The sequence below is a fragment of the Mizugakiibacter sp. genome, assembly GCF_039680435.1.
GTDB lineage: Bacteria > Pseudomonadota > Gammaproteobacteria > Xanthomonadales > Rhodanobacteraceae > Mizugakiibacter.
In genome coordinates this window covers 1-17,983 of the sequence record NZ_JBDKSX010000066.1, presented here as the reverse complement: position 1 = coordinate 17,983, position 17,983 = coordinate 1, and the positions used below count along the sequence as shown (strand labels likewise).

Here is a 17,983-nt window from a genome sequence, read left to right as displayed (position 1 = left end):
TAGGGGGACGCGACCAATGGGATTACTTACGCCGTACCTGACAAAGGCACGGACATCAAGGATAGCTTCATATATCCATGGAGATGTCCTTGATCTTGGCTGCGGAAGTCTTGGCCGTGCTGCAATTCTCGAACAGTACGGGAAACAGACAACTTCCTACTGCGGTGTCGAACGCTCAGAAGAGTCGGTCCAGCAACTTCGCGACCGGTATCCGAATTTCCAGTTCTTCGCCAGAGATCTTGATCGCGACTCTCTTGCACTCGATCGCAAGTTCGATTGCATTCTCATGGTTGCGCTGATCGAACACTTGTTCAATCAGCAGCATGTGATGTCCGAGGTCGCCAACGCGCTGAAGCCAGGCGGCATCATTGTAATGACAACGCCAACACCCTTTGGGAACGATGTTGTGCATCGTCTTGGCGCAAGCATTGGGCTCTTTGCAAAAGCAGCCGTAGACGATCACATCGTGATCTACAACCACCACCGTTTCCGTCTGATGGCGAAGGAAGTGGACCTGCAACTGAAGTCCTATCGGAAATTCCAGTTCTTCTGCAACCAGATTGCCGTGCTTGCGAGGACGTAGGCACGTGCACTAGGGCCGGATGCGCCAGCGCGCGCGTGTACCGCCGGCCGCGCACGGCCAAGGCCATGCCGGCCAGACCATCCCGCCGGCGATCCACCGCAGGATGGGAGGCTTGACAGGTTTGCTAGCGTGATCGGTTCCCCCCTTGCCCACGCATCGCCGCCATGACCGCCCCCATCAGCGCCGCCACCGCCCTCGCCTTCTGCGTGCTCAACGTCGGCTTCGCGCTGATCCCGGGGCCGGACGTGCTGTGCATCGTGTCGAACGCGGTCGCGCGCGGCCGGCGCGCCGGCTGGGCGGTGTGCGCGGGCATCGCCGTCGCCTGCCTGTTCCACGCCTTCTGCGCGGTGGCCGGGCTGTCCGCGCTGCTGCTGGCGGTGCCGACGGCGTACCTGGTGGTGAAGATCGGCGGCGCGCTGTACCTCGCGTGGATCGGCGTCAGGTTCATCCGCCAGCCAGCGCGGCTCTCGGCGGAACGCGCCCCGACGCTGCTGGCGCACCCGTTCGCGCAGGGCGCGATGACCAATCTGCTCAACCCGAAGATCGCGCTGTTCGCGGTGGCGATCCTGCCGCAGTTCATCGATCCCGCGCGCGGCCACCTCGCCCTGCAGACGGCAGCGCTGGCGGCGCTGTGGATCGCCTCCGGCACGGCCATGAACCTGGTCACCGCCACCGCCGCCGCGCAACTGCGCCACCTGCTGCTGGCGCGCCCGCGCGTGTTCGAGCGCATGCAGCAGGCCGCCGGCGCGGCGCTGCTGGCGCTGGCCGCGCGCATCGCCCTCGACAAGGCCCGCTGACATGACCACCGCGCCCCGCATCGCCCTCGTCACCGCCCGCGCCGCGCGCGATCTCGACGACGACCTCGTCCCGCTGGAAGCCGCGCTGCGCGCCGCCGGCGCCGAGGTCGCGGTGGTCGACTGGGACGATCCCGCCGCCGACTGGTCGCGCTTCGATCTCGCCGTACTGCGCTCGACCTGGGACTACACCGGGCGCCTGCCCGAATTCCTCGCCTGGGCCGCGCGCGCGGCGGCGCGGACCACGCTGCTCAATCCGCTGCAGGTGGTGCGCTGGAACACCGACAAGCACTACCTCGGCGAGCTGGCGCGCGCCGGCGTGCCGGTGGTGCCGAGCGCGTTCGTCGAACCGGGCGAGGACGCCGTCGCGGCGCTCGAATCCTTTCTCGCCGCGCACGCGGACGCCGCCGAGTTCGTGGTCAAGCCCTGCGTCGGCGCCGGCTCGCGCGATGCACAGCGTTACGGCCGCGGCCAGCGCGACGCGGCGGCCGCGCACGCGCGTCGCCTGCTCGACGCCGGCCGCAGCGTGCTGCTGCAGCCCTACCTCGAGCGCGTCGACGAACACGGCGAGACCGCCCTGCTGTTCTTCGACGGCACGTTCAGCCACGCCATCCGCAAGGCGCCGCTGCTGCAGCGCGATCAGGGTCCGACGCGCGCGCTGTTCGCCGCCGAGCGCATCGCGCCGCGCACCCCCGGCGCGGAGGAGCACGCGGCGGCGGCGCGCGTGCTGCAGGCGCTGCCGTTCGGCCCGCTGCTGTACGCGCGCGTCGACCTGCTGCACGACGCCGACGGCCGGCCGCGCCTGCTGGAACTCGAACTGACCGAGCCCTCGCTGTTCTTCGCGCAGGCGCCCGGCTCGGTCGAACGCTATGCCGCGGCGATCCTGCGCCGCTGCACCGCGCCGCGCGCCGCCGCCTCGGCCTGACCGCTGCACAGGCGTGGTCGTAGGCTGGGCCTTGGCCCACCGCCCGGCAGCGTCGGAATCGGCGATGGTGGGCCGAGGCCCACCCTGCCGCCCACCTTGCGATCTACCTCGAGGCCCTGATCGCGGTCAGCCGGCTGCCGCGGGCGAGCGGGTATGATCCCGCCTCGCTTCCTCCGGAATGGAATTCCGCCATGAAGGTCCTGGTCGCCGGCGGCGCCGGTTACATCGGTTCGCACACCTGCGTCGAGCTGATCCAGCGCGGCCACGAGGTGCTGATCCTCGACAACCTGTGCAACGCCTCGCCGCGCGTGCTGGAACGCCTCGCCGCGATCACCGGCCTGCGCCCGGATTTCGTCGAAGCCGACGTGCGCGACGCGCGCGCGCTGGCCGCGGTGTTCCGCGAACGGCCGATCGACGTGGTGATCCACTTCGCCGCGCTGAAGGCGGTCGGCGAGTCCTGGCAGAAGCCGCTGGCCTACTTCGACAACAACATCACCGGCACCATCGTGCTGCTGCAGGCGATGCGCGACGCCGGCATCCGCCATCTGGTGTTCAGCTCCTCGGCCACGGTGTACGGCGATCCCGACGCCTGCCCGATCCCCGAATCCGCGCCGCTACGCGTGACCAATCCCTACGGCCGCACCAAGCTGGTGATGGAGGAGCTGATCGGCGACCTGTGCGCGGCGGATCCCGCGTTCCGCGCCGCGGTGCTGCGCTACTTCAATCCGGTCGGCGCGCATGCGTCCGGCCTGATCGGCGAGGATCCGGCCGGCACGCCGAACAACCTGATGCCGTACGTCTGCCAGGTCGCGGTCGGGCGCCGCCCGTACCTCAACGTCTACGGCAACGACTATCCGACCCGCGACGGCACCGGCGTGCGCGACTACATCCACGTGGTCGACCTCGCCCGCGCGCACGTCGACGCGATCGACACGCTGGCGCGCACCGACGCCGGTTTCACCGTCAACCTCGGCACCGGCAGCGGCTGCAGCGTGCTCGAGATGGTGCGCGCCTTCGAGGAGGCCAGCGGACGGCCGGTGCCGGTGCGGTTCGCGCCGCGCCGCGCCGGCGATGTCGCCGCGTGCTACGCCGACCCCGCGCTGGCCGCGCGGCTGATGGGCTGGAAGGCCGAGTTCGGCATCGAGCGCATGTGCGCGGACGCCTGGCGCTGGCAGTCGGCGAACCCGCACGGGTACGCCGAGTGAACGCATTGCGTTCCGCACGCGGTGCGGCGGCGCTGCGCGCCTCGCAACGATCTTGTCTCCCTCTTCCCGGCGGGGGAGCGCATGTGCGCCGGCGCCTGGTGCCGACAGTCGGCCAATCCGGGCGGCTACGCCGAGTGAACGCATCACGTTCCACGCGTGGCGCGGCGGCCCACTGCACATCGCAACGATCTTGTCTCCCCTCGGGGAGAGGGGAAGGGCAACGCCGCGGCTTCCGCCGCGCGCGAACCGCGGACGACTGCCCGGATCCGCACGCGGGCGGACACAACCGCTCCGGGTTAAAATGAGCGTTTGAAAGGCACTACGTCCCGCCGCGGCGGGATCCCACAGGCAAGGAATTCCCCGGCATGAAGATCCTGGTCGGCTACAAGCGCGTGGTGGACTTCAACGTCCGCATCACGGTCAAGCCCGACGGCTCCGGCGTGGCGTCCGAGGGCGTCAAGCTGTCCGCCAATCCGTTCGACGACATCGCGCTCGAGGAGGCGTTGCGCCTGCGCGAGAAGGGCGTCGCCACCGACGTGGTCATCGTCGGCATCGGCCCGGCCGACCTGCAGGCGCACCTGCGCAACGGCCTCGCCATGGGCGCCAACCGCGCCATCCACGTGGCCACGCCCGACGCCGTGCAGCCGCTGACCGCCGCGCGCGCCTTCCTCAAGCTGATCGAGAAGGAGCAGCCGCAACTGGTGATCGTCGGCAAGCAGGCGATCGACGACGACTGCAGCCAGACCGGCCAGATGCTGGCCGCGCTGTGGAACCGCCCGCAGGCCACGTTCGCCAGCAAGGTCGAGGTCGCCGACGGCAAGGCACGCGTCACCCGCGAGGTCGACGCCGGCCTGGAAACGCTGGAGATCGACCTGCCCGCGGTGATCACCACGGACCTGCGCCTCAACGAGCCGCGCTTCATCAAGCTGCCGGACATCATGAAGGCCAAGTCCAAGCCGATCGAGACGGTCGAGTTCGCATCGCTTGGCGTCGAGTCCGGCGACCATCTCAGGACCACGCACTACGCGCCGCCGCCGAAGCGCCAGAAGGGCGTGATGGTGAAGGACGTGCCGGAACTGGTCGCGGCGCTGAAGGCCAAGGGCCTGCTGTGACGCGGGTTGCCGTCCGTTTGCCGCGGATGGCGCGCACATTCGTGTAGGGTGGGCTCAAGCCCACCTCACGCACCGGTGGGCCAAGGCCCACCCTACGAGATACGAAGGGCAAGCCATGAGCAAGATCCTGATCGTCGCCGAACACCTGGGCGGCAAGCTCAACCCCGCCACCGCCAAGTGCGTCACCTGCGCGAAGCAGATCGGCGGCGAGATCGCCGTGCTGGTGCTGGCCGACGCGGTCGACGCGATCGCCGCCGAGGCGGCGAAGCTGGACGGCGTCTCCAAGGTGCTGACCGTCGCCCGCGCCGAGAACGCGCATCCGCTGGCCGCCGTCTACGCGCCGCAGGTCGCCGCCGCCGCCGCCGGCTACAGCCACGTGCTGGCGCCCTCGACCACCTTCGGCAAGGATCTGCTGCCGCGCGTCGCCGCACTGCTCGGCGCGGCCCAGGTCAGCGACATCATGGCGGTCGACGGCCTCCACGCTTTCAAGCGGCCGATCTACGCCGGCAACGCCATCGTCAGCGTCGAGGCGCCGCAGGACCGCGTGCTGCTCGGCACCGTGCGCGTCGCCTCCTACGCCGCCGCCGGCAGCGCCGCCGCCGCAGCGCCGGTCGAGGCGCTGAACCTCGCCGTCGAACTGCCGAACCACACGCGCTTCGTCGAGCTGAGCCAGGGCAAGAGCGACCGCCCCGACCTGCAGAGCGCCGCGCGCGTCGTCTCCGGTGGCCGCGCGCTCGGCTCGGCGGAGAACTTCGCGATCATCTACAAGCTGGCCGACAAGCTCGGCGCCGCGGTCGGCGCCTCGCGCGCCGCCGTCGACGCCGGCTACGTGCCGAGCGACCTGCAGGTCGGCCAGACCGGCAAGATCATCGCGCCGGAGCTCTACATCGCCGTCGGCATCTCCGGCGCCATCCAGCACCTCACCGGCATCAAGGACGCCGGCACCATCGTCGCCATCAACAAGGACGCCGAAGCGCCGATCTTCGAAGTCGCCGACATCGGCCTGGTCGGCGACTTGTTCGCGCTGGTGCCGGAGCTGGAGAAGGCGCTGTAGCCATTCCCTTGTGGCTCAAGCACAATCCGGGCTTACGACGAGGTCCATCAAAGGGGATCCAGTGGCCAATCAGGTCGCCCAAGGGCTGCTCTCGCCGTGGCTCCAAAGACACCGCCTAGCTGCGGTCAAGCCATGGCTCCGGGGAAAGATCCTCGATTTCGGTTGCGGTGCCGGTGTGCTTGCGGATTTCATACCGCCCTCCAAATACATCGGATACGACATCGACACTGCATCCGTGTCCGCCGCGCGCAGTCTTCACCCGGACCATACTTTTGTCTCCGTCCCACCGATCACGGCTGACTTCGACTGCATCGTGAGCCTTGCAGTGATCGAGCACTCGGACGACCCACGCGCCTTCCTCGAACGAATCGGGTCACTGGTCAAGGAAGGAGGGCGTATCGTAGTCACCACGCCGAATCCCCTGTTGGATCCGATCCATCACGCCGGCGCCAAGATCGGCATCTTCAGCCATGACGCGAGCGAAGAGCACGTATCCCTACTGAATCGCAAAGCGCTGATGCAGCTTGCCGCCTCGCTCGGTCTAAGCGTCGAGCGATATGAACGCTTCCTCCTGGGCGCCAACCAGCTGCTGGTTCTGCGCAAGTGAAAGGCGATGGAGAGTGATTCCATGGACAACGCGCAGCCCGCAGGCAACTACTACGACAAGTACGGCACGAAGAACCCTATCGCTCGTGCGCTGATGGCGGGGTTCCTGAACTCGTTCGATGGACTTCTCGCCCAATGCGGCGAAGCGAAGACAGCTCTCGAGGTGGGTTGTGGCGAAGGTGAACTGTCCATCAGAGTCGCCAAACGTGGCATTCGTGTTAGTGGTTTCGATATCTCTCCCGAGATCGTCGATGAGGCACGCCGGCGGTCGGCAGCCGCTGGTGTCTCCTTGAGCCTCCGCAGCGACAGCATCTTCAACCTCCGGCGCGACCGTGATCGCGCTGATCTGATCGTCTGCTGCGAAGTGATGGAACACGTCGACGATCCGGAGTCGGCTGTGGATCGTCTCTACGAAGTCTGCGGCCATCGCCTGATCACGAGTGTTCCGCGCGAACCGATCTGGCGAATGATGAACCTGATGCGCGGCAAGTACATCCGGAATCTCGGCAATACGCCTGGTCATGTCCAGCACTGGACTACACGCGGATTCATGAAGCTGATAGGACGCAGGTTCAAGGTGATTGAAGTGCGCACGCCCCTGCCGTGGACCATGGCCCTCTGCGAACCTCGCACTTGAAGCTCAAGCACGTCCTTCGCGCCGTCAGTTGGACACTTAGCCTGGCGGCAATTATCTATTTCGTTCGCATCGTGGCGCGCACGGGGCTGACGACGTCCGGGCTCACGGGCGGTCAACTCGTCGGTGTGGTCGCGCTCGGCGCCGCGATCTACGGCCTGAGTGTGGCACTCCTGGCGATGCTCTGGTCGGCGCTTGTGGTGATCGAGCCGGCATCGAGAAATCACAGGTCCGAGGTTGTATCCATTTACCTCATAAGCCAATTCGGAAAATACCTTCCGGGCAATGTATTCCAGTACGTCGGGCGCCACATGCTCGGGCGTCAACTCGGCATTGGACACAGCCGACTGGCGGCGGCTGCCGTGATGGAGGCCCTCTTGCTGGCAGTTGGCAGCGCCGTCCTTGTGTTGTCACTCGGTCGGCACGTGCTACATGCGCTCATCCCATCGATTCCCCCCATCCCCGCCATCGCCGGAGCGGTACCGCTACTCATGCTGCCGGTCGTCACTTGGCTGCCCGGCAGATTCCGTGCGCTAAGTTGGATTCCGGCCTACCGGCTACCGAAGTTGGCGTCGCTAACGGTGGGGTATATGGTGTTCTTCACCATTTTCGGCACGCTCTACTGGGCGTTGTTGTTGTGGCTCAGCCCTTCGCCAGCGCAGCCGATCCACAGCGTCATCGGCGCGAGCAGCACGGCGTGGCTGGTGGGCTTCCTGGTGCCAGGGGCTCCCGCGGGTGCAGGCCTGCGCGAGGCCGCTCTTGCGCTTGCCGCAGGCGGCCACCATCCCGAGCCGTCCACGTTGACGGCCATCTTGCTGTTTAGGCTCATTACGCTCGGCGGCGATCTTCTGGCTTTCCTTGCCGGCCACATCCTGAAAGCGCTGCACGCAACGGCAACCTAACGGCGTACCGGCCCTGCGTGCACTCTGTCTCTGCGAACGTCGCATGCCACCAATGCCGGTGCACCAGGCCGCCACACTGATTCCAAACAAACGAACGCCCCGCATCGCGAACCGGCGGGAAGCAGCCCCCTCACGGGGTGTCGGCTATCGGCGTCCAACCCGTCCCGAAGCTTCTGGCATACGTATTACCAGTAAAGCTGGTCCCATTTCCGAACCAGATCTGGATGTCATTGGCATTGCTCGTCCATGCCACGTCGAGATCGCCATCGCCGTTGAAGTCTCCGGTACAGGCGACGTGATAGGCCGGATTGACCGAGGTCGACCAAGTCCTCACGACGGTCGATCCGTTCATATTCCAGTAGCCGAAGCGGCTGACGCCACCCGAGTTGTAGAGAAACAGCAAGTCGGTCTTCCCGTCGCCGTCTACGTCGCCCCCGCCGATGAGCGACCAGCCTTTGGCGAAAGTCCCCGCATACGCGCTGCTGCTGAACGACGTGCCATTGCCGAACCACATCTTCACGTCGTTCGCCGCGCTCGTCCACGCAATATCCAGATAACCATCCCCGTTGAAGTCGCCGGTGGCGCCCACGCGATACGTTGTCGTGGTCGCGGTGGCCCAGGTTCTGACGACTGTGGACCCATTCATGATCCAGTAGCCGAACTGGCCACTAGAGCCTGAAACGTAGCGGAAGAGCAAATCGGACTTGCCGTCACCGTCGATATCGCCCGCGCCGATAATCTGCCAGCCAGCGCCGTAGCTGCGCACGTAAGCGCTGCTGCTGAACGACACCCCATTGCCAAACCAGAGCCGCACGTCGCGACTGCTGCTCGTCCAGGCGATGTCCAGGTAACCATCGCCATTGAAATCGCCTGTCGCAGCTACGTGATAGCCGGTGCCGGTTGAAACCGCCCAGGTCTTGGCGACCGTGGAGCCGTTCATGATCCAGTAACCGAACGCTCCGCTACCTCCCGAGGTGTAGCGCCAGAGGATGTCCGACCGCCCATCGTTGTCGACGTCGTTCCGGATGCGCTGCGCGCTCAACGGCACCTTGGTCGCCTCGAACGTGGCAACGGTTGCTGCCGTCTGATTTAGCGTCCGCGCGTTGTCGGCCTGGTTGGCGACGCCGCACGGCACGTTCTGGCACAGCAGGTTCGGGCTGGAGAACACCTGCACCGACTCTTGGGTGGCACCCTCGTAGGCCATGATCGTGCCGAAGCCGGTGTTGCCGCTGACGCTGGTCTTGTAACCGTAGGAGTAGGCGTACGCACCAGGAATCGGGTTGTTGCTGCTGTCCTTGCTGGCGTTGGCGATGTCGTGCGCCAGGCCCATGGTGTGGCCGAGCTCATGGGTCAGCGCCTTGTCCTCGCAGTAATAGCCCGCGTCGGTGCCGTCGCTGATCACCGCCATGCCTGCAGGATAGTCGTCCTGCACGACCCCGACCGCACCCGCACCGTTCAGCCAGGCGATGCCGCAGCTGCCGTTGGTAGCATGGTCGTACTTGCGCACCAGCGCGACCAGGTCGGCGCCGTACTGCACGCGCAGGGTCGGCAGCGTCGACAGCGATGCGGGAATCGTCACGCTGTTGCCGTTGTCGTCGAACCCGGACAGGTCGAACAACGCGTTGTCGTTGAGCGTGTTGTCCGGATAGCTGACCTTGACGGTCTCCACCAGCCGTATGCGCAGATTGACCTTGCTGTTGACGTAAGTCTGGTTCGCGTAGGCGACCAGATAGTTCAGCCGCGTCTGCGCCGCCGAGTCCGAGCCCAGTCCGGTCGCAAAGCCGGCGGTGTAGGCGATCATCACGTCGACCACCGGGCCGCTCGCAGCCGTCGCGCTCGCAGCCGTCGCGCTCGCAGTGACCTGCGCGGAAGCAGCGGACAGGGGCGCCGCGGTATCCTCGCTGGGCTGCAGCCGCGTATTTGCGCCGCGGCGGAAGCGAGCCGTTGGGGGAGCGAGCGCGTCATTGCGGCGCACCGCATTCGCCATCAGCGCCACGCTCTGCGCCGCCAGGGCAGGGTCGACCTGGGCGACCCACGCCTTGCCTTCGTGCCGCACGATGTGCAGCGCGCGCCCCGAGGGCATCGGGATGCTGCCGAACACCGCGTCCTTGCCAAAAGTCAGCACCGCCGACTGCTTGCCGATCGCTGTGGCAACCTCACCTATCCAGCTCCAGTCGCCGTTCGCGTAAACTTCGTTCCGCACGTACTTGACGTAGACGCGGCCGCCGGAGGCGAGAGGCACCCACAAGCCGCTGCCTTCGGCGGCGGCGGCAATCGCCTGGTCCTCGTCGATCGTGGCGGGGTAGAGTTTGCGGATGCCAACCGTGACAGACTGGGCGTAGACCGACGAACCGAGCAGGTAACGGTCCTTCGCCTGCACGGGCGCAACGGATGCGAGCACCAGAAGTGCTGCCAGGATCAGGATGGAACGCACGCGGGTACCCTCAAGAAGCTGTTGACCGAAACGGGGGCCGCCAACGACGGCGCGGGGATATTAACGCAATCGGCAACCTGGAAAATGGCGGGTTCGCGTTAACTGCCAATTAACCGTCGCTCAATCGGCCAGGACTCTCTCGAGCAACCGCGCAACAATTTCGAAGTTTGGATAATCCCAAATCACGCCATCATGGAAACCGAAAAGCTCTGGACCCCCACCGACGAGCGCATCGAGCGCTCCAACCTCAGCCGCTTCCTGCGCTTCGCGCGCGAGGAGACCGGCAACGAGGAATTGCGGCGCCATGCGCCGCTGTACGACTACTCGGTGACGCATCCGGAGCGCTTCTGGCCGCTGGTCTGGGACTTCTGCGGCATCCGCGCCAGCGGCGAGCGCGAGCCGGTGCTGGTCGATGGCGAGCGCATGCCCGGGGCGAAGTGGTTCCCGAACGTGCGGCTGAACTTCGCGCAGAACCTGCTGCGCTACAAGGACGACAAGCTCGCGCTGGTGTTCCGCAACGAATGGGGCCACCGGCGCCAGTACACCTATGCGGAACTGCACGCCGAGGTGGGCCGCGTCGCGCACGCGCTGCGCGAAGCCGGCGTGGTAGCGGGCGACCGCGTCGCCGGCTTCCTGCCGAATATGCCGGAAACGGTGATCGCCATGCTCGCGGCGACCTCGCTGGGCGCGACGTGGTCGTCGTGCTCGCCGGACTTCGGCATCAACGGCGTGGTCGACCGCTTCGGCCAGATCGCGCCGAAGGTGCTGTTCACCGCCGACGCCTACCCGTACGGCGGCAAGACGCACGACTGCCTCGACAAGATCCGCGGCGTGCTGGACCGCATCCCCGGCATCGAGCGCCTGGTGGTGATCCCCTACTCCGGCCGGCCGCTGCGGCTCGACGGCCTGCGTGGCGCCGTCGCCTGGCCGGACTTCGCCGGCAACGCCGAACACCCCGTCGAATTCACGCCGACGCCGTTCGACCACCCCGTCTACATCATGTATTCCTCGGGCACCACCGGCGTGCCCAAGTGCATCGTGCACGGCGCCGGCGGCACCCTGCTGCAGCACCTCAAGGAACTGGTGCTGCACACCGACCTCAAGCGCGAAGACCGCATCTTCTACTACACCACCTGCGGCTGGATGATGTGGAACTGGCTGGTGTCCAGCCTGGCGGTGGGCGCGACCGTGGTGCTGTACGACGGCTCGCCGTTCCATCCCGACGGCAACGCGCTGTGGGACCTGGCCGACGAGGTCGGCATCAGCGTGTTCGGCACCAGCGCCAAGTGGATCGCCGCGATCGAGAAGGCCGGCATCCGGCCGCGCGAGACGCACAAGCTGGCCCACCTGAGGACCATCCTCTCCACCGGCTCGCCGCTGGCGCCGGAGAGCTTCGACTACGTCTATCGCGACGTGAAGGAAAACGTGCTGCTGGCCTCGATCTCCGGCGGCACCGACATCATTTCCTGTTTCGCGTTGGGCTCGCCGCTGCTGCCGGTCTATCGCGGCGAACTGCAGTGCCGCGGGCTCGGCATGAAGGTCGAGGTGCTGGACGACGCCGGCAAGCCGGTGCGCAATGCGCCGGGCGAACTGGCCTGCCTGGCGCCATTCCCGTCGATGCCGGTCGGCTTCTGGAACGATCCCGACGGGGAGAAGTACCGCAACGCCTACTTCGCCCGCATCCCAAACGTCTGGTGCCACGGCGACTACGCCGAGCTGACCGACCGCAACACCATGATCATCTACGGCCGCTCCGACGCGACCCTGAACCCGGGCGGCGTGCGCATCGGCACCGCCGAGATCTACCGCCAGGTCGAGCAGGTGCACGAGGTGCTGGAGTCGATCGCGGTCGGCCAGAAATGGGAAGGCGACGAGCGCGTGGTGCTGTTCGTGCGCCTGCGCGACGGCCTCACCCTCGACGACGGCCTGCGCGAGAAGATCCGCCAGCAGATCCGCGCCAACACCACGCCGCGCCACGTGCCGGCGAAGATCCTGCAGGTCGCCGACATCCCGCGCACGATCTCGGGCAAGATCAGCGAGATCGCCGTGCGCGACACCATCCACGGCAAGGTGGTGAAGAACACCGACGCGCTGGCCAACCCGCAGGCGCTGACGCACTATCGGGCGCTGGCCGATGAGCTCGCTCGCTAGGCCACCGACCCCAACCGCCACGAGGGCACAAGGACGAAAGCCAATGAAGCTGGTGATCCAGATCCCGTGCCTGAACGAGGCGCAGACGCTGGCCATCGCGCTGGGCGAGCTGCCGCGCCGGGTGGACGGCTTCGATGAAGTCGAATGGCTGATCGTGGACGACGGCTCGACCGACAACACCGGCGCGCTGGCGAAGCAGTTGGGGGTCGATCATGTCGTGCGGCACCCGGTCAACCGGGGGCTGGCCGCCGCGTTCATGACCGGCATCGACGCGGCGCTGCGCCTCGGCGCCGATGTGATCGTCAACACCGACGCCGATAACCAGTACTGCGCCGACGACATCCCCAAACTGGTCCGACCGATCCTGGACCATCAGGCCGACATGGTGATCGGCGCGCGCCCGATCGACGAAACCGAGCACTTCTCCTGGATCAAGAAGAAGCTGCAGCGGCTCGGCAGCTGGGCCGTGCGCATGGCCAGCAAGACCGACGTGGCCGACGCGCCGAGCGGATTTCGCGCCGTCTCGCGCGAGGCCGCCATGCGCCTGAACGTTTTCAATGCCTACACCTACACCCTCGAAACCATCATCCAGGCGGGATTGTGCAACATGCGGGTCATCTCGGTGCCGATCCGCACCAACGCAGACCTGCGCCCCTCGCGGCTGGTCAAGAGCATTTCCAGCTACGTCAAGCGCTCGCTGATCACCATCCTGCGGGTGTTCGTGATCTACCGGCCGCTGGCGCTGTTCTTCTGGATCGGCGTCATCATCCTGGGGCTGGGCTCGATCGTCGGCACCCGCTTCCTCTATCTGTACCTGCTCGGCCAGGGCGAAGGCCACGTCCAGTCGGTCGTATTCGCCTCGATGTGCATCATCCTCGGCATGCTGCTGTTCATGATGGGGCTGATCGCCGAACTGATCTCGGCAAATCGCAAACTGCTCGAACGCGTGAACGTGCGATTGCAGCAGCTCGAGACGCAGCGGCGTCGCGAGCACTGAACGCAGACGTTTCCGGGCATCGCCGGCAGCTTGCCGGCAATCTTTTCGATCGGGTTTTGGAGTCGACAAATGCTTGTTCCAGTCATTCTCAGCGGCGGCAGCGGCACGCGCCTGTGGCCGCTGTCCCGCAAGAACCTTCCCAAGCAGTTCCTGCCCTTGGCGGGTGACACGACGCTGTTCCAGCAGACGGTTGCCCGTGCCCGGGCGCTGCCGGAGGTCGATGGCTCGATCGTCGTGTGCAGCGAGGATCACCGCTTCCTTGTCGCGGAGCAGTTGCTGGAACTCGGCGTCGCCGGCGCCTCGATCCTGCTCGAGCCGATCGCGCGCAACACTGCGCCGGCGATCGCGCTGGCGGCGATGCAGGCGCTGGCCGAGGACGCCGACGCGATCCTGCTCGTCCTGCCGGCGGACCACCTGATCGGCGATACCGCGAGTTTCTCCGACGCCGTCGCCATGGCGCATCCACTGGCCGCGCAGGGCTGGCTGGTGACGTTCGGCATCCGTCCGGATGCCCCGGAAACCGGGTTCGGCTACATCCGCAGGGCGGAGGCGATCGACGCCCACGGCTTTCGCATCGACGCCTTCGTCGAGAAGCCCGACCGCGCCACCGCCGAGTCCTACCTCGCCGCCGGCGGCTACGACTGGAACTCGGGCATGTTCATGTTCAAGGCCTCCCGCTTCCTCGAAGAACTTGCCCAGCATGCGCCGGCGATGCATGCGGCGGTCGAGGTCGCATTCCGCAGCGCACATGCCGATCTCGATTTCACGCGCGTCGACAAGGCAGCGTTCGCCGCGGTTCCGGATGATTCGATCGACTACGCGGTGATGGAGAAGACCACGCGCGCCGCCGTGGTGCCGGTGAGTTGCGGCTGGAGCGACATCGGCTCATGGGCCGCGCTGTGGGCCGCCTCCGAGCGCGACGACGACGGCAACCGGCTGGAAGGCGACGTGCTCGCCGTCGACAGCACCAACTGCTACGTGCGCGGCTCCGAACGCCGCATGGTGGCGATGCTCGGCGTCGAGGACCTGATCGTGGTCGACACGCCGGATGCGGTCCTGGTCGCCTCGCGCGACCGCGTGCAGGACGTGAAGAAGCTGGTCGACCGGCTCAAGGCCGCGGATCGGCCGGAGCATCTCTTCCACCGCAAGGTTTACCGCCCCTGGGGCAGTTACGACTCGATCGACATGGGCGACCGCTTCCAGGTCAAGCGCATCATGGTCAAGCCGGGCGCGGCGCTCAGCCTGCAGAAGCACCACCATCGCGCCGAGCACTGGATCGTCGTGTCGGGCACCGCCGAAGTCACCCGCGACAGCGAGGTCTTCCTGCTCGGCGAGAACCAGAGCACCTACCTGCCGCTCGGCAGCGTGCACCGGCTGCGCAATCCGGGCAAGGTGCCGCTGGAGCTGATCGAGGTGCAGTCGGGCAGCTACCTCGGCGAGGATGACATTGTGCGTCTCGAGGACGTGTACGGGCGGAGCTGAGCTTCGCTCGTACAACGCCGGTCTGACCGAAGTCGCTGATTGACTCGCTGCAATCGGGGCCGGATATCCTGCACTTCGGCGCCACCCGGCACGGGTTCTCTCCCACGCCGGCCGCTGCCCCCCCCGCCCCGTCGATCCGGCGGGCTTCCGCTGGACCTCAGGCCATTGCCGGATCCGCGCGCCGCAATCAGCCGAAGGTCGCCGAGCCTCGCACGCGTAGCAGGCGAACGGGGCCATTTCCGGGGCGGACGCTTCAACGCGTACCGTTTTTCGGGGGACCCGTTGGGGTGTCGGGATTCGGCCCTGAGTGCAATCGATCGGCCGACGGTGCGGCGCTCTGGTCCGAAGGTGCGTCCATTGCGGTAACGCTGACAAGCCCCAAGGCAAGCACCCGCATGTCATTGCTCAAGCTTACGGCCTTGGGCGATGTGGCGTCGGGAAGATCGAAGTTGATGACGATCTTACGCGTCCCATCAAGAAGGTCTCGCGACAGCGGAACCGACATCCGCACACGGTTGTTCGGATAGGTCACGGTATATGCATTCACCAGCGATCCGTTGACGCTTACACGAACGGTCTGCCGCGGGTGCTTCGGGGTTATGAATGCCTGAGCGGCGAACTGAAGTGCGATCCCACCTTTTCGCTCCGGCAGTTGACGCGGATCGATCTGCAATTGGGCGCTCTTGCCGATACTCCACACACCCCACGCTTCCGGATTACTCCATCCGGAAGCCAACCAAGAATTCCATGCACCCGGAGCGTGGAAATATTCGGAAGTTCCGAATGGAAACATGGGCCGCTCCAGACGATGCATATAGAGACGCATGTCTTCGCGCAGGAAAATCCGTACCGGTGGCCCATAACCCCATCGGAATGCCCAGACCCTGATCCGCGTGCTGTCGATCGGAGCGAATCCCCGCGGTGGGTTCGCATTGGGCGATATCAGGTACACGTCGTCGTACCGACTGTTCAGTGCGGAAACATAAGAAGCATCGTCGAGGCTGGCGTCGTCGATAGCGACAACGGAAAGTCCGAACGTGTAGACAAGCGGGGTTTTGATTTCATGCGTATTTGGCAGTCCAGGTCCGAGCGAGTCGAGCAGGATTACGTCGGCACTGTCGACACGGGAAACGAGATGGCGCAAGCCCGCATAAAGGCCGTCATTTTCGCGCTTGCCGATCTGCGACATCGTCGTCGCACCCGCATAAGCCGTACTCAATGCCAAGGCGGCAGCAACGATGATGCGTCCTCGTCCTGGCGGCATGCCTGCCCAACAGCACACCACGAACAGGATCATATACGGCACCAGCTCGCTGAGCAGGTAGCGGGCGTAGTACGGTCCGTAGGGAATCGTCCATTGGAGTATGGCCGTATAGACGAAGAAGCCTGCGATGAAGACGCGCAGGAATTCGATTCTTGGGTCGGCCTGCCTGCGCAGCACCGCAAACATAAATACCAGTGGAATCAGCGGACCAAGATAGACGGCCAGACCGGCCAGACTCGATGCGCGCGCCGCTCTCCAACCGGAACCGGCGAGCCCCCACGCAGTGGATAGCCATGGGTCGGTGGCGTAGTGCGCCGTCCAACCCAGCCGATAGATCTTGAACAAGCCGATTGCCAGACCGAGCAGAACAACGACGGCAATGCCCGAACGCACCGGTACGACCAGCCAACGCGCAACGACCGCGGCGCCGCCGGGTCTGCGGGCGAACATGGTCAAACCGAACCAGAACGCGATCCCTAGCACAGCCAGCGCGACGATATGCGACGGCCAATGCGCGCCGAGCGGCCCCGCGAAGAAGATCCGATAGATATCCGTCGCGTAGTAGTACGACCAGTGAAGGCCGTAGACGACGGACAGCAGGTACAACCCTACGACCGCAACGGCCCAGCACACGACTACACGGCGTCGTCCATCATCCGGATCGCAAGACACCGCGGCGACCGCCGCCGCGACGACAAACGGCATGTACATCAACCCGCTGATCCGGGTGGTGAACAGCGCTGCGAACGCGGCCACGGATATCCACAGCCAGCGCCGCTGCCGTAACGACGACGTGCTGCTCCAGCAGGCCGCGAGATAAGTAAACCCTATCAGCGAGAATGCGAGCGTTGGGACTTCGGTTACGGGAAATTTCGAGAAGAACGCGTGCAGCGGGGACAGCGCGAGCAGAAGCCCAGCCGCCAACGCCGCGGCGTGCGAACGAGTGACGACAAGCGTCAGCCGGTGGAAGAACAGAATCGAAAGGAGAGCGAACAGCGTAAGCGCGTAGACGCCAAACGTGGCGCCGAATACGCCCCCGAACAGTGCCATCCACACCGGGAAGAGATGGTAGAACTGGAATTCGAGCCTGGGGCTCGCGCCGTCACGCGCGTACACGCCGGCGACGAAGACGCCACGGCCCCGGTTGTCGCGCAGGTACTCGTCCTTGAAGGCACTGTCGTCAAGCCGGTCGAGCACGGTGTCGCGAACCTCGACGCCGCCGGTACGCTCGATATAGTTGGCGATGTTGACGTACAGCCCCTGATCCTGCCCGCCCAGCACGTATTGATAGGCGGGCAAGCGGAAGAAAAGCGCGACAAGCACCAGCAGCGCCAGGTGTTGCCAGCGTGGCCCCGGTCCAAGCGCCGACGGGCGCGCATGCGTTCGCCACGCATAGGTTCCGGTTACAAGCACCGAAACAATCCAGACCTGAGGTGCTAAAAAATAGCCCGCCAGCGTCGAGCTTAGCCCGACAAAACTGGTCACCAGCACGAATACGGCCACCAGCTCCAACGCGCGGTCCATACGCGCACCGGCGCCCTCGTTACGCTGACTCATCCCTCCCCCTATGCCGCCGCTGTCGGCGGACTTTCGTTATCTCCGCAAATCGCGCCCCAATGCTGCCGGCTCGCGCATACACCTGCAGTGGTTCGCCGCACGCCCGGTCGCCGCAACGGGTAGCCTTCAGGACGACCTGCCGCGCCGATTGCGGCTGAGGTCGGCTTCGACCATCAACGCGCACAGCCGCTCGAGGGTGGTCTGCGCCTGCCAGCCCAGCTCGGCGCGCGCCTTGCCCGGATCGCCGATCAGCAGGTCCACCTCGGCCGGCCGGTAAAACCGC

15 protein-coding genes are annotated in these 17,983 nt (G+C 65.9%); 12 read left to right on the top strand and 3 right to left on the bottom strand.

Annotated features, from left to right (window positions below; translation table 11 throughout):
* Positions 1 to 16: 16 nt before the first annotated feature.
* From ABFC67_RS07135 to ABFC67_RS07095, 9 genes are all read left to right on the top strand, one after another.
* Complete coding sequence (locus ABFC67_RS07135) at positions 17 to 583, top strand: class I SAM-dependent methyltransferase (RefSeq protein ID WP_346737299.1); 567 nt, start codon at positions 17 to 19, stop codon at positions 581 to 583.
* A gap of 164 nt (positions 584 to 747) precedes the next feature.
* A complete protein-coding gene (locus ABFC67_RS07130) occupies positions 748 to 1,380 on the top strand; it encodes a LysE family translocator (RefSeq protein ID WP_346737298.1) in 633 nt (210 codons plus the stop codon).
* Between the two features lies 1 nt (position 1,381).
* The gene (locus ABFC67_RS07125; RefSeq protein WP_346737297.1) at positions 1,382 to 2,302 is read left to right on the top strand and encodes a hypothetical protein; all 921 of its coding nucleotides are present in this window, start codon (positions 1,382 to 1,384) and stop codon (positions 2,300 to 2,302) included.
* A 191-nt stretch (positions 2,303 to 2,493) separates the two neighbouring features.
* Positions 2,494 to 3,507 (top strand): UDP-glucose 4-epimerase GalE, encoded by a 1,014-nt coding sequence (galE, locus tag ABFC67_RS07120; protein WP_346737296.1) that lies wholly within the window; start codon positions 2,494 to 2,496, stop codon positions 3,505 to 3,507.
* Between the two features lie 365 nt (positions 3,508 to 3,872).
* Positions 3,873 to 4,619, top strand: coding sequence for an electron transfer flavoprotein subunit beta/FixA family protein (locus ABFC67_RS07115; protein WP_346737295.1), 747 nt, complete (start codon positions 3,873 to 3,875; stop codon positions 4,617 to 4,619).
* Between the two features lie 115 nt (positions 4,620 to 4,734).
* Positions 4,735 to 5,673, top strand: coding sequence for an FAD-binding protein (locus ABFC67_RS07110; protein WP_346737294.1), 939 nt, complete (start codon positions 4,735 to 4,737; stop codon positions 5,671 to 5,673).
* A 61-nt stretch (positions 5,674 to 5,734) separates the two neighbouring features.
* A complete protein-coding gene (locus ABFC67_RS07105; protein ID WP_346737293.1) occupies positions 5,735 to 6,280 on the top strand; it encodes a class I SAM-dependent methyltransferase in 546 nt (181 codons plus the stop codon).
* Positions 6,281 to 6,301: 21 nt separating this feature from the next.
* Positions 6,302 to 6,916, top strand: coding sequence for a methyltransferase domain-containing protein (locus tag ABFC67_RS07100; RefSeq protein ID WP_346737292.1), 615 nt, complete (start codon positions 6,302 to 6,304; stop codon positions 6,914 to 6,916).
* A complete protein-coding gene (locus tag ABFC67_RS07095) occupies positions 6,913 to 7,815 on the top strand; it encodes a hypothetical protein (RefSeq protein WP_346737291.1) in 903 nt (300 codons plus the stop codon). The genes ABFC67_RS07100 and ABFC67_RS07095 overlap by 4 nt, the downstream gene beginning before the upstream one ends.
* Before the next feature lie 130 nt (positions 7,816 to 7,945).
* Here ABFC67_RS07095 and ABFC67_RS07090 read toward each other — a convergent pair whose 3' ends face one another.
* Entirely contained in the window at positions 7,946 to 10,249 is a 2,304-nt protein-coding gene (locus tag ABFC67_RS07090) for an FG-GAP-like repeat-containing protein (RefSeq protein ID WP_346737290.1), read from the bottom strand.
* A gap of 192 nt (positions 10,250 to 10,441) precedes the next feature.
* Between ABFC67_RS07090 and ABFC67_RS07085 the strand changes: the two genes are divergently transcribed.
* From ABFC67_RS07085 to ABFC67_RS07075, 3 genes are all read left to right on the top strand, one after another.
* Positions 10,442 to 12,400, top strand: a complete 1,959-nt coding sequence (locus tag ABFC67_RS07085) for an acetoacetate--CoA ligase (protein ID WP_346737289.1) — start codon at positions 10,442 to 10,444, stop codon at positions 12,398 to 12,400.
* 43 nt (positions 12,401 to 12,443) lie between these two features.
* Positions 12,444 to 13,397, top strand: coding sequence for a glycosyltransferase family 2 protein (locus tag ABFC67_RS07080; protein ID WP_346737288.1), 954 nt, complete (start codon positions 12,444 to 12,446; stop codon positions 13,395 to 13,397).
* 69 nt (positions 13,398 to 13,466) lie between these two features.
* Positions 13,467 to 14,879 carry a mannose-1-phosphate guanylyltransferase/mannose-6-phosphate isomerase gene (locus tag ABFC67_RS07075; protein ID WP_346737287.1) on the top strand — a complete coding sequence of 471 codons (1,413 nt, stop codon included), beginning with the start codon at positions 13,467 to 13,469 and terminating at the stop codon, positions 14,877 to 14,879.
* A 253-nt stretch (positions 14,880 to 15,132) separates the two neighbouring features.
* Here ABFC67_RS07075 and ABFC67_RS07070 read toward each other — a convergent pair whose 3' ends face one another.
* Together ABFC67_RS07070 and ABFC67_RS07065 are read right to left on the bottom strand one after the other, a co-directional pair.
* Entirely contained in the window at positions 15,133 to 17,700 is a 2,568-nt protein-coding gene (locus ABFC67_RS07070; RefSeq protein WP_346737286.1) for a hypothetical protein, read from the bottom strand.
* A gap of 126 nt (positions 17,701 to 17,826) precedes the next feature.
* Positions 17,827 to 17,983, bottom strand: a 157-nt coding sequence (locus tag ABFC67_RS07065; RefSeq protein ID WP_346737311.1) for a GDP-mannose 4,6-dehydratase, incomplete at its 5' end; no start/stop codon positions are given.

What these genes read in the sequence shown, in the direction of transcription:
- ABFC67_RS07135 (WP_346737299.1), top strand. Translation starts at nt 17, where the DNA reads ATGGGATTACTTACGCCGTACCTGACAAAGGCACGGACATCAAGGATA.
- ABFC67_RS07130 (WP_346737298.1), top strand. Translation starts at nt 748, where the DNA reads ATGACCGCCCCCATCAGCGCCGCCACCGCCCTCGCCTTCTGCGTGCTC.
- ABFC67_RS07125 (WP_346737297.1), top strand. Translation starts at nt 1,382, where the DNA reads ATGACCACCGCGCCCCGCATCGCCCTCGTCACCGCCCGCGCCGCGCGC.
- galE (WP_346737296.1), top strand. Translation starts at nt 2,494, where the DNA reads ATGAAGGTCCTGGTCGCCGGCGGCGCCGGTTACATCGGTTCGCACACC.
- ABFC67_RS07115 (WP_346737295.1), top strand. Translation starts at nt 3,873, where the DNA reads ATGAAGATCCTGGTCGGCTACAAGCGCGTGGTGGACTTCAACGTCCGC.
- ABFC67_RS07110 (WP_346737294.1), top strand. Translation starts at nt 4,735, where the DNA reads ATGAGCAAGATCCTGATCGTCGCCGAACACCTGGGCGGCAAGCTCAAC.
- ABFC67_RS07100 (WP_346737292.1), top strand. Translation starts at nt 6,302, where the DNA reads ATGGACAACGCGCAGCCCGCAGGCAACTACTACGACAAGTACGGCACG.
- ABFC67_RS07085 (WP_346737289.1), top strand. Translation starts at nt 10,442, where the DNA reads ATGGAAACCGAAAAGCTCTGGACCCCCACCGACGAGCGCATCGAGCGC.
- ABFC67_RS07080 (WP_346737288.1), top strand. Translation starts at nt 12,444, where the DNA reads ATGAAGCTGGTGATCCAGATCCCGTGCCTGAACGAGGCGCAGACGCTG.
- ABFC67_RS07075 (WP_346737287.1), top strand. Translation starts at nt 13,467, where the DNA reads ATGCTTGTTCCAGTCATTCTCAGCGGCGGCAGCGGCACGCGCCTGTGG.
- ABFC67_RS07070 (WP_346737286.1), bottom strand. Translation starts at nt 17,700, where the DNA reads ATGAGTCAGCGTAACGAGGGCGCCGGTGCGCGTATGGACCGCGCGTTG.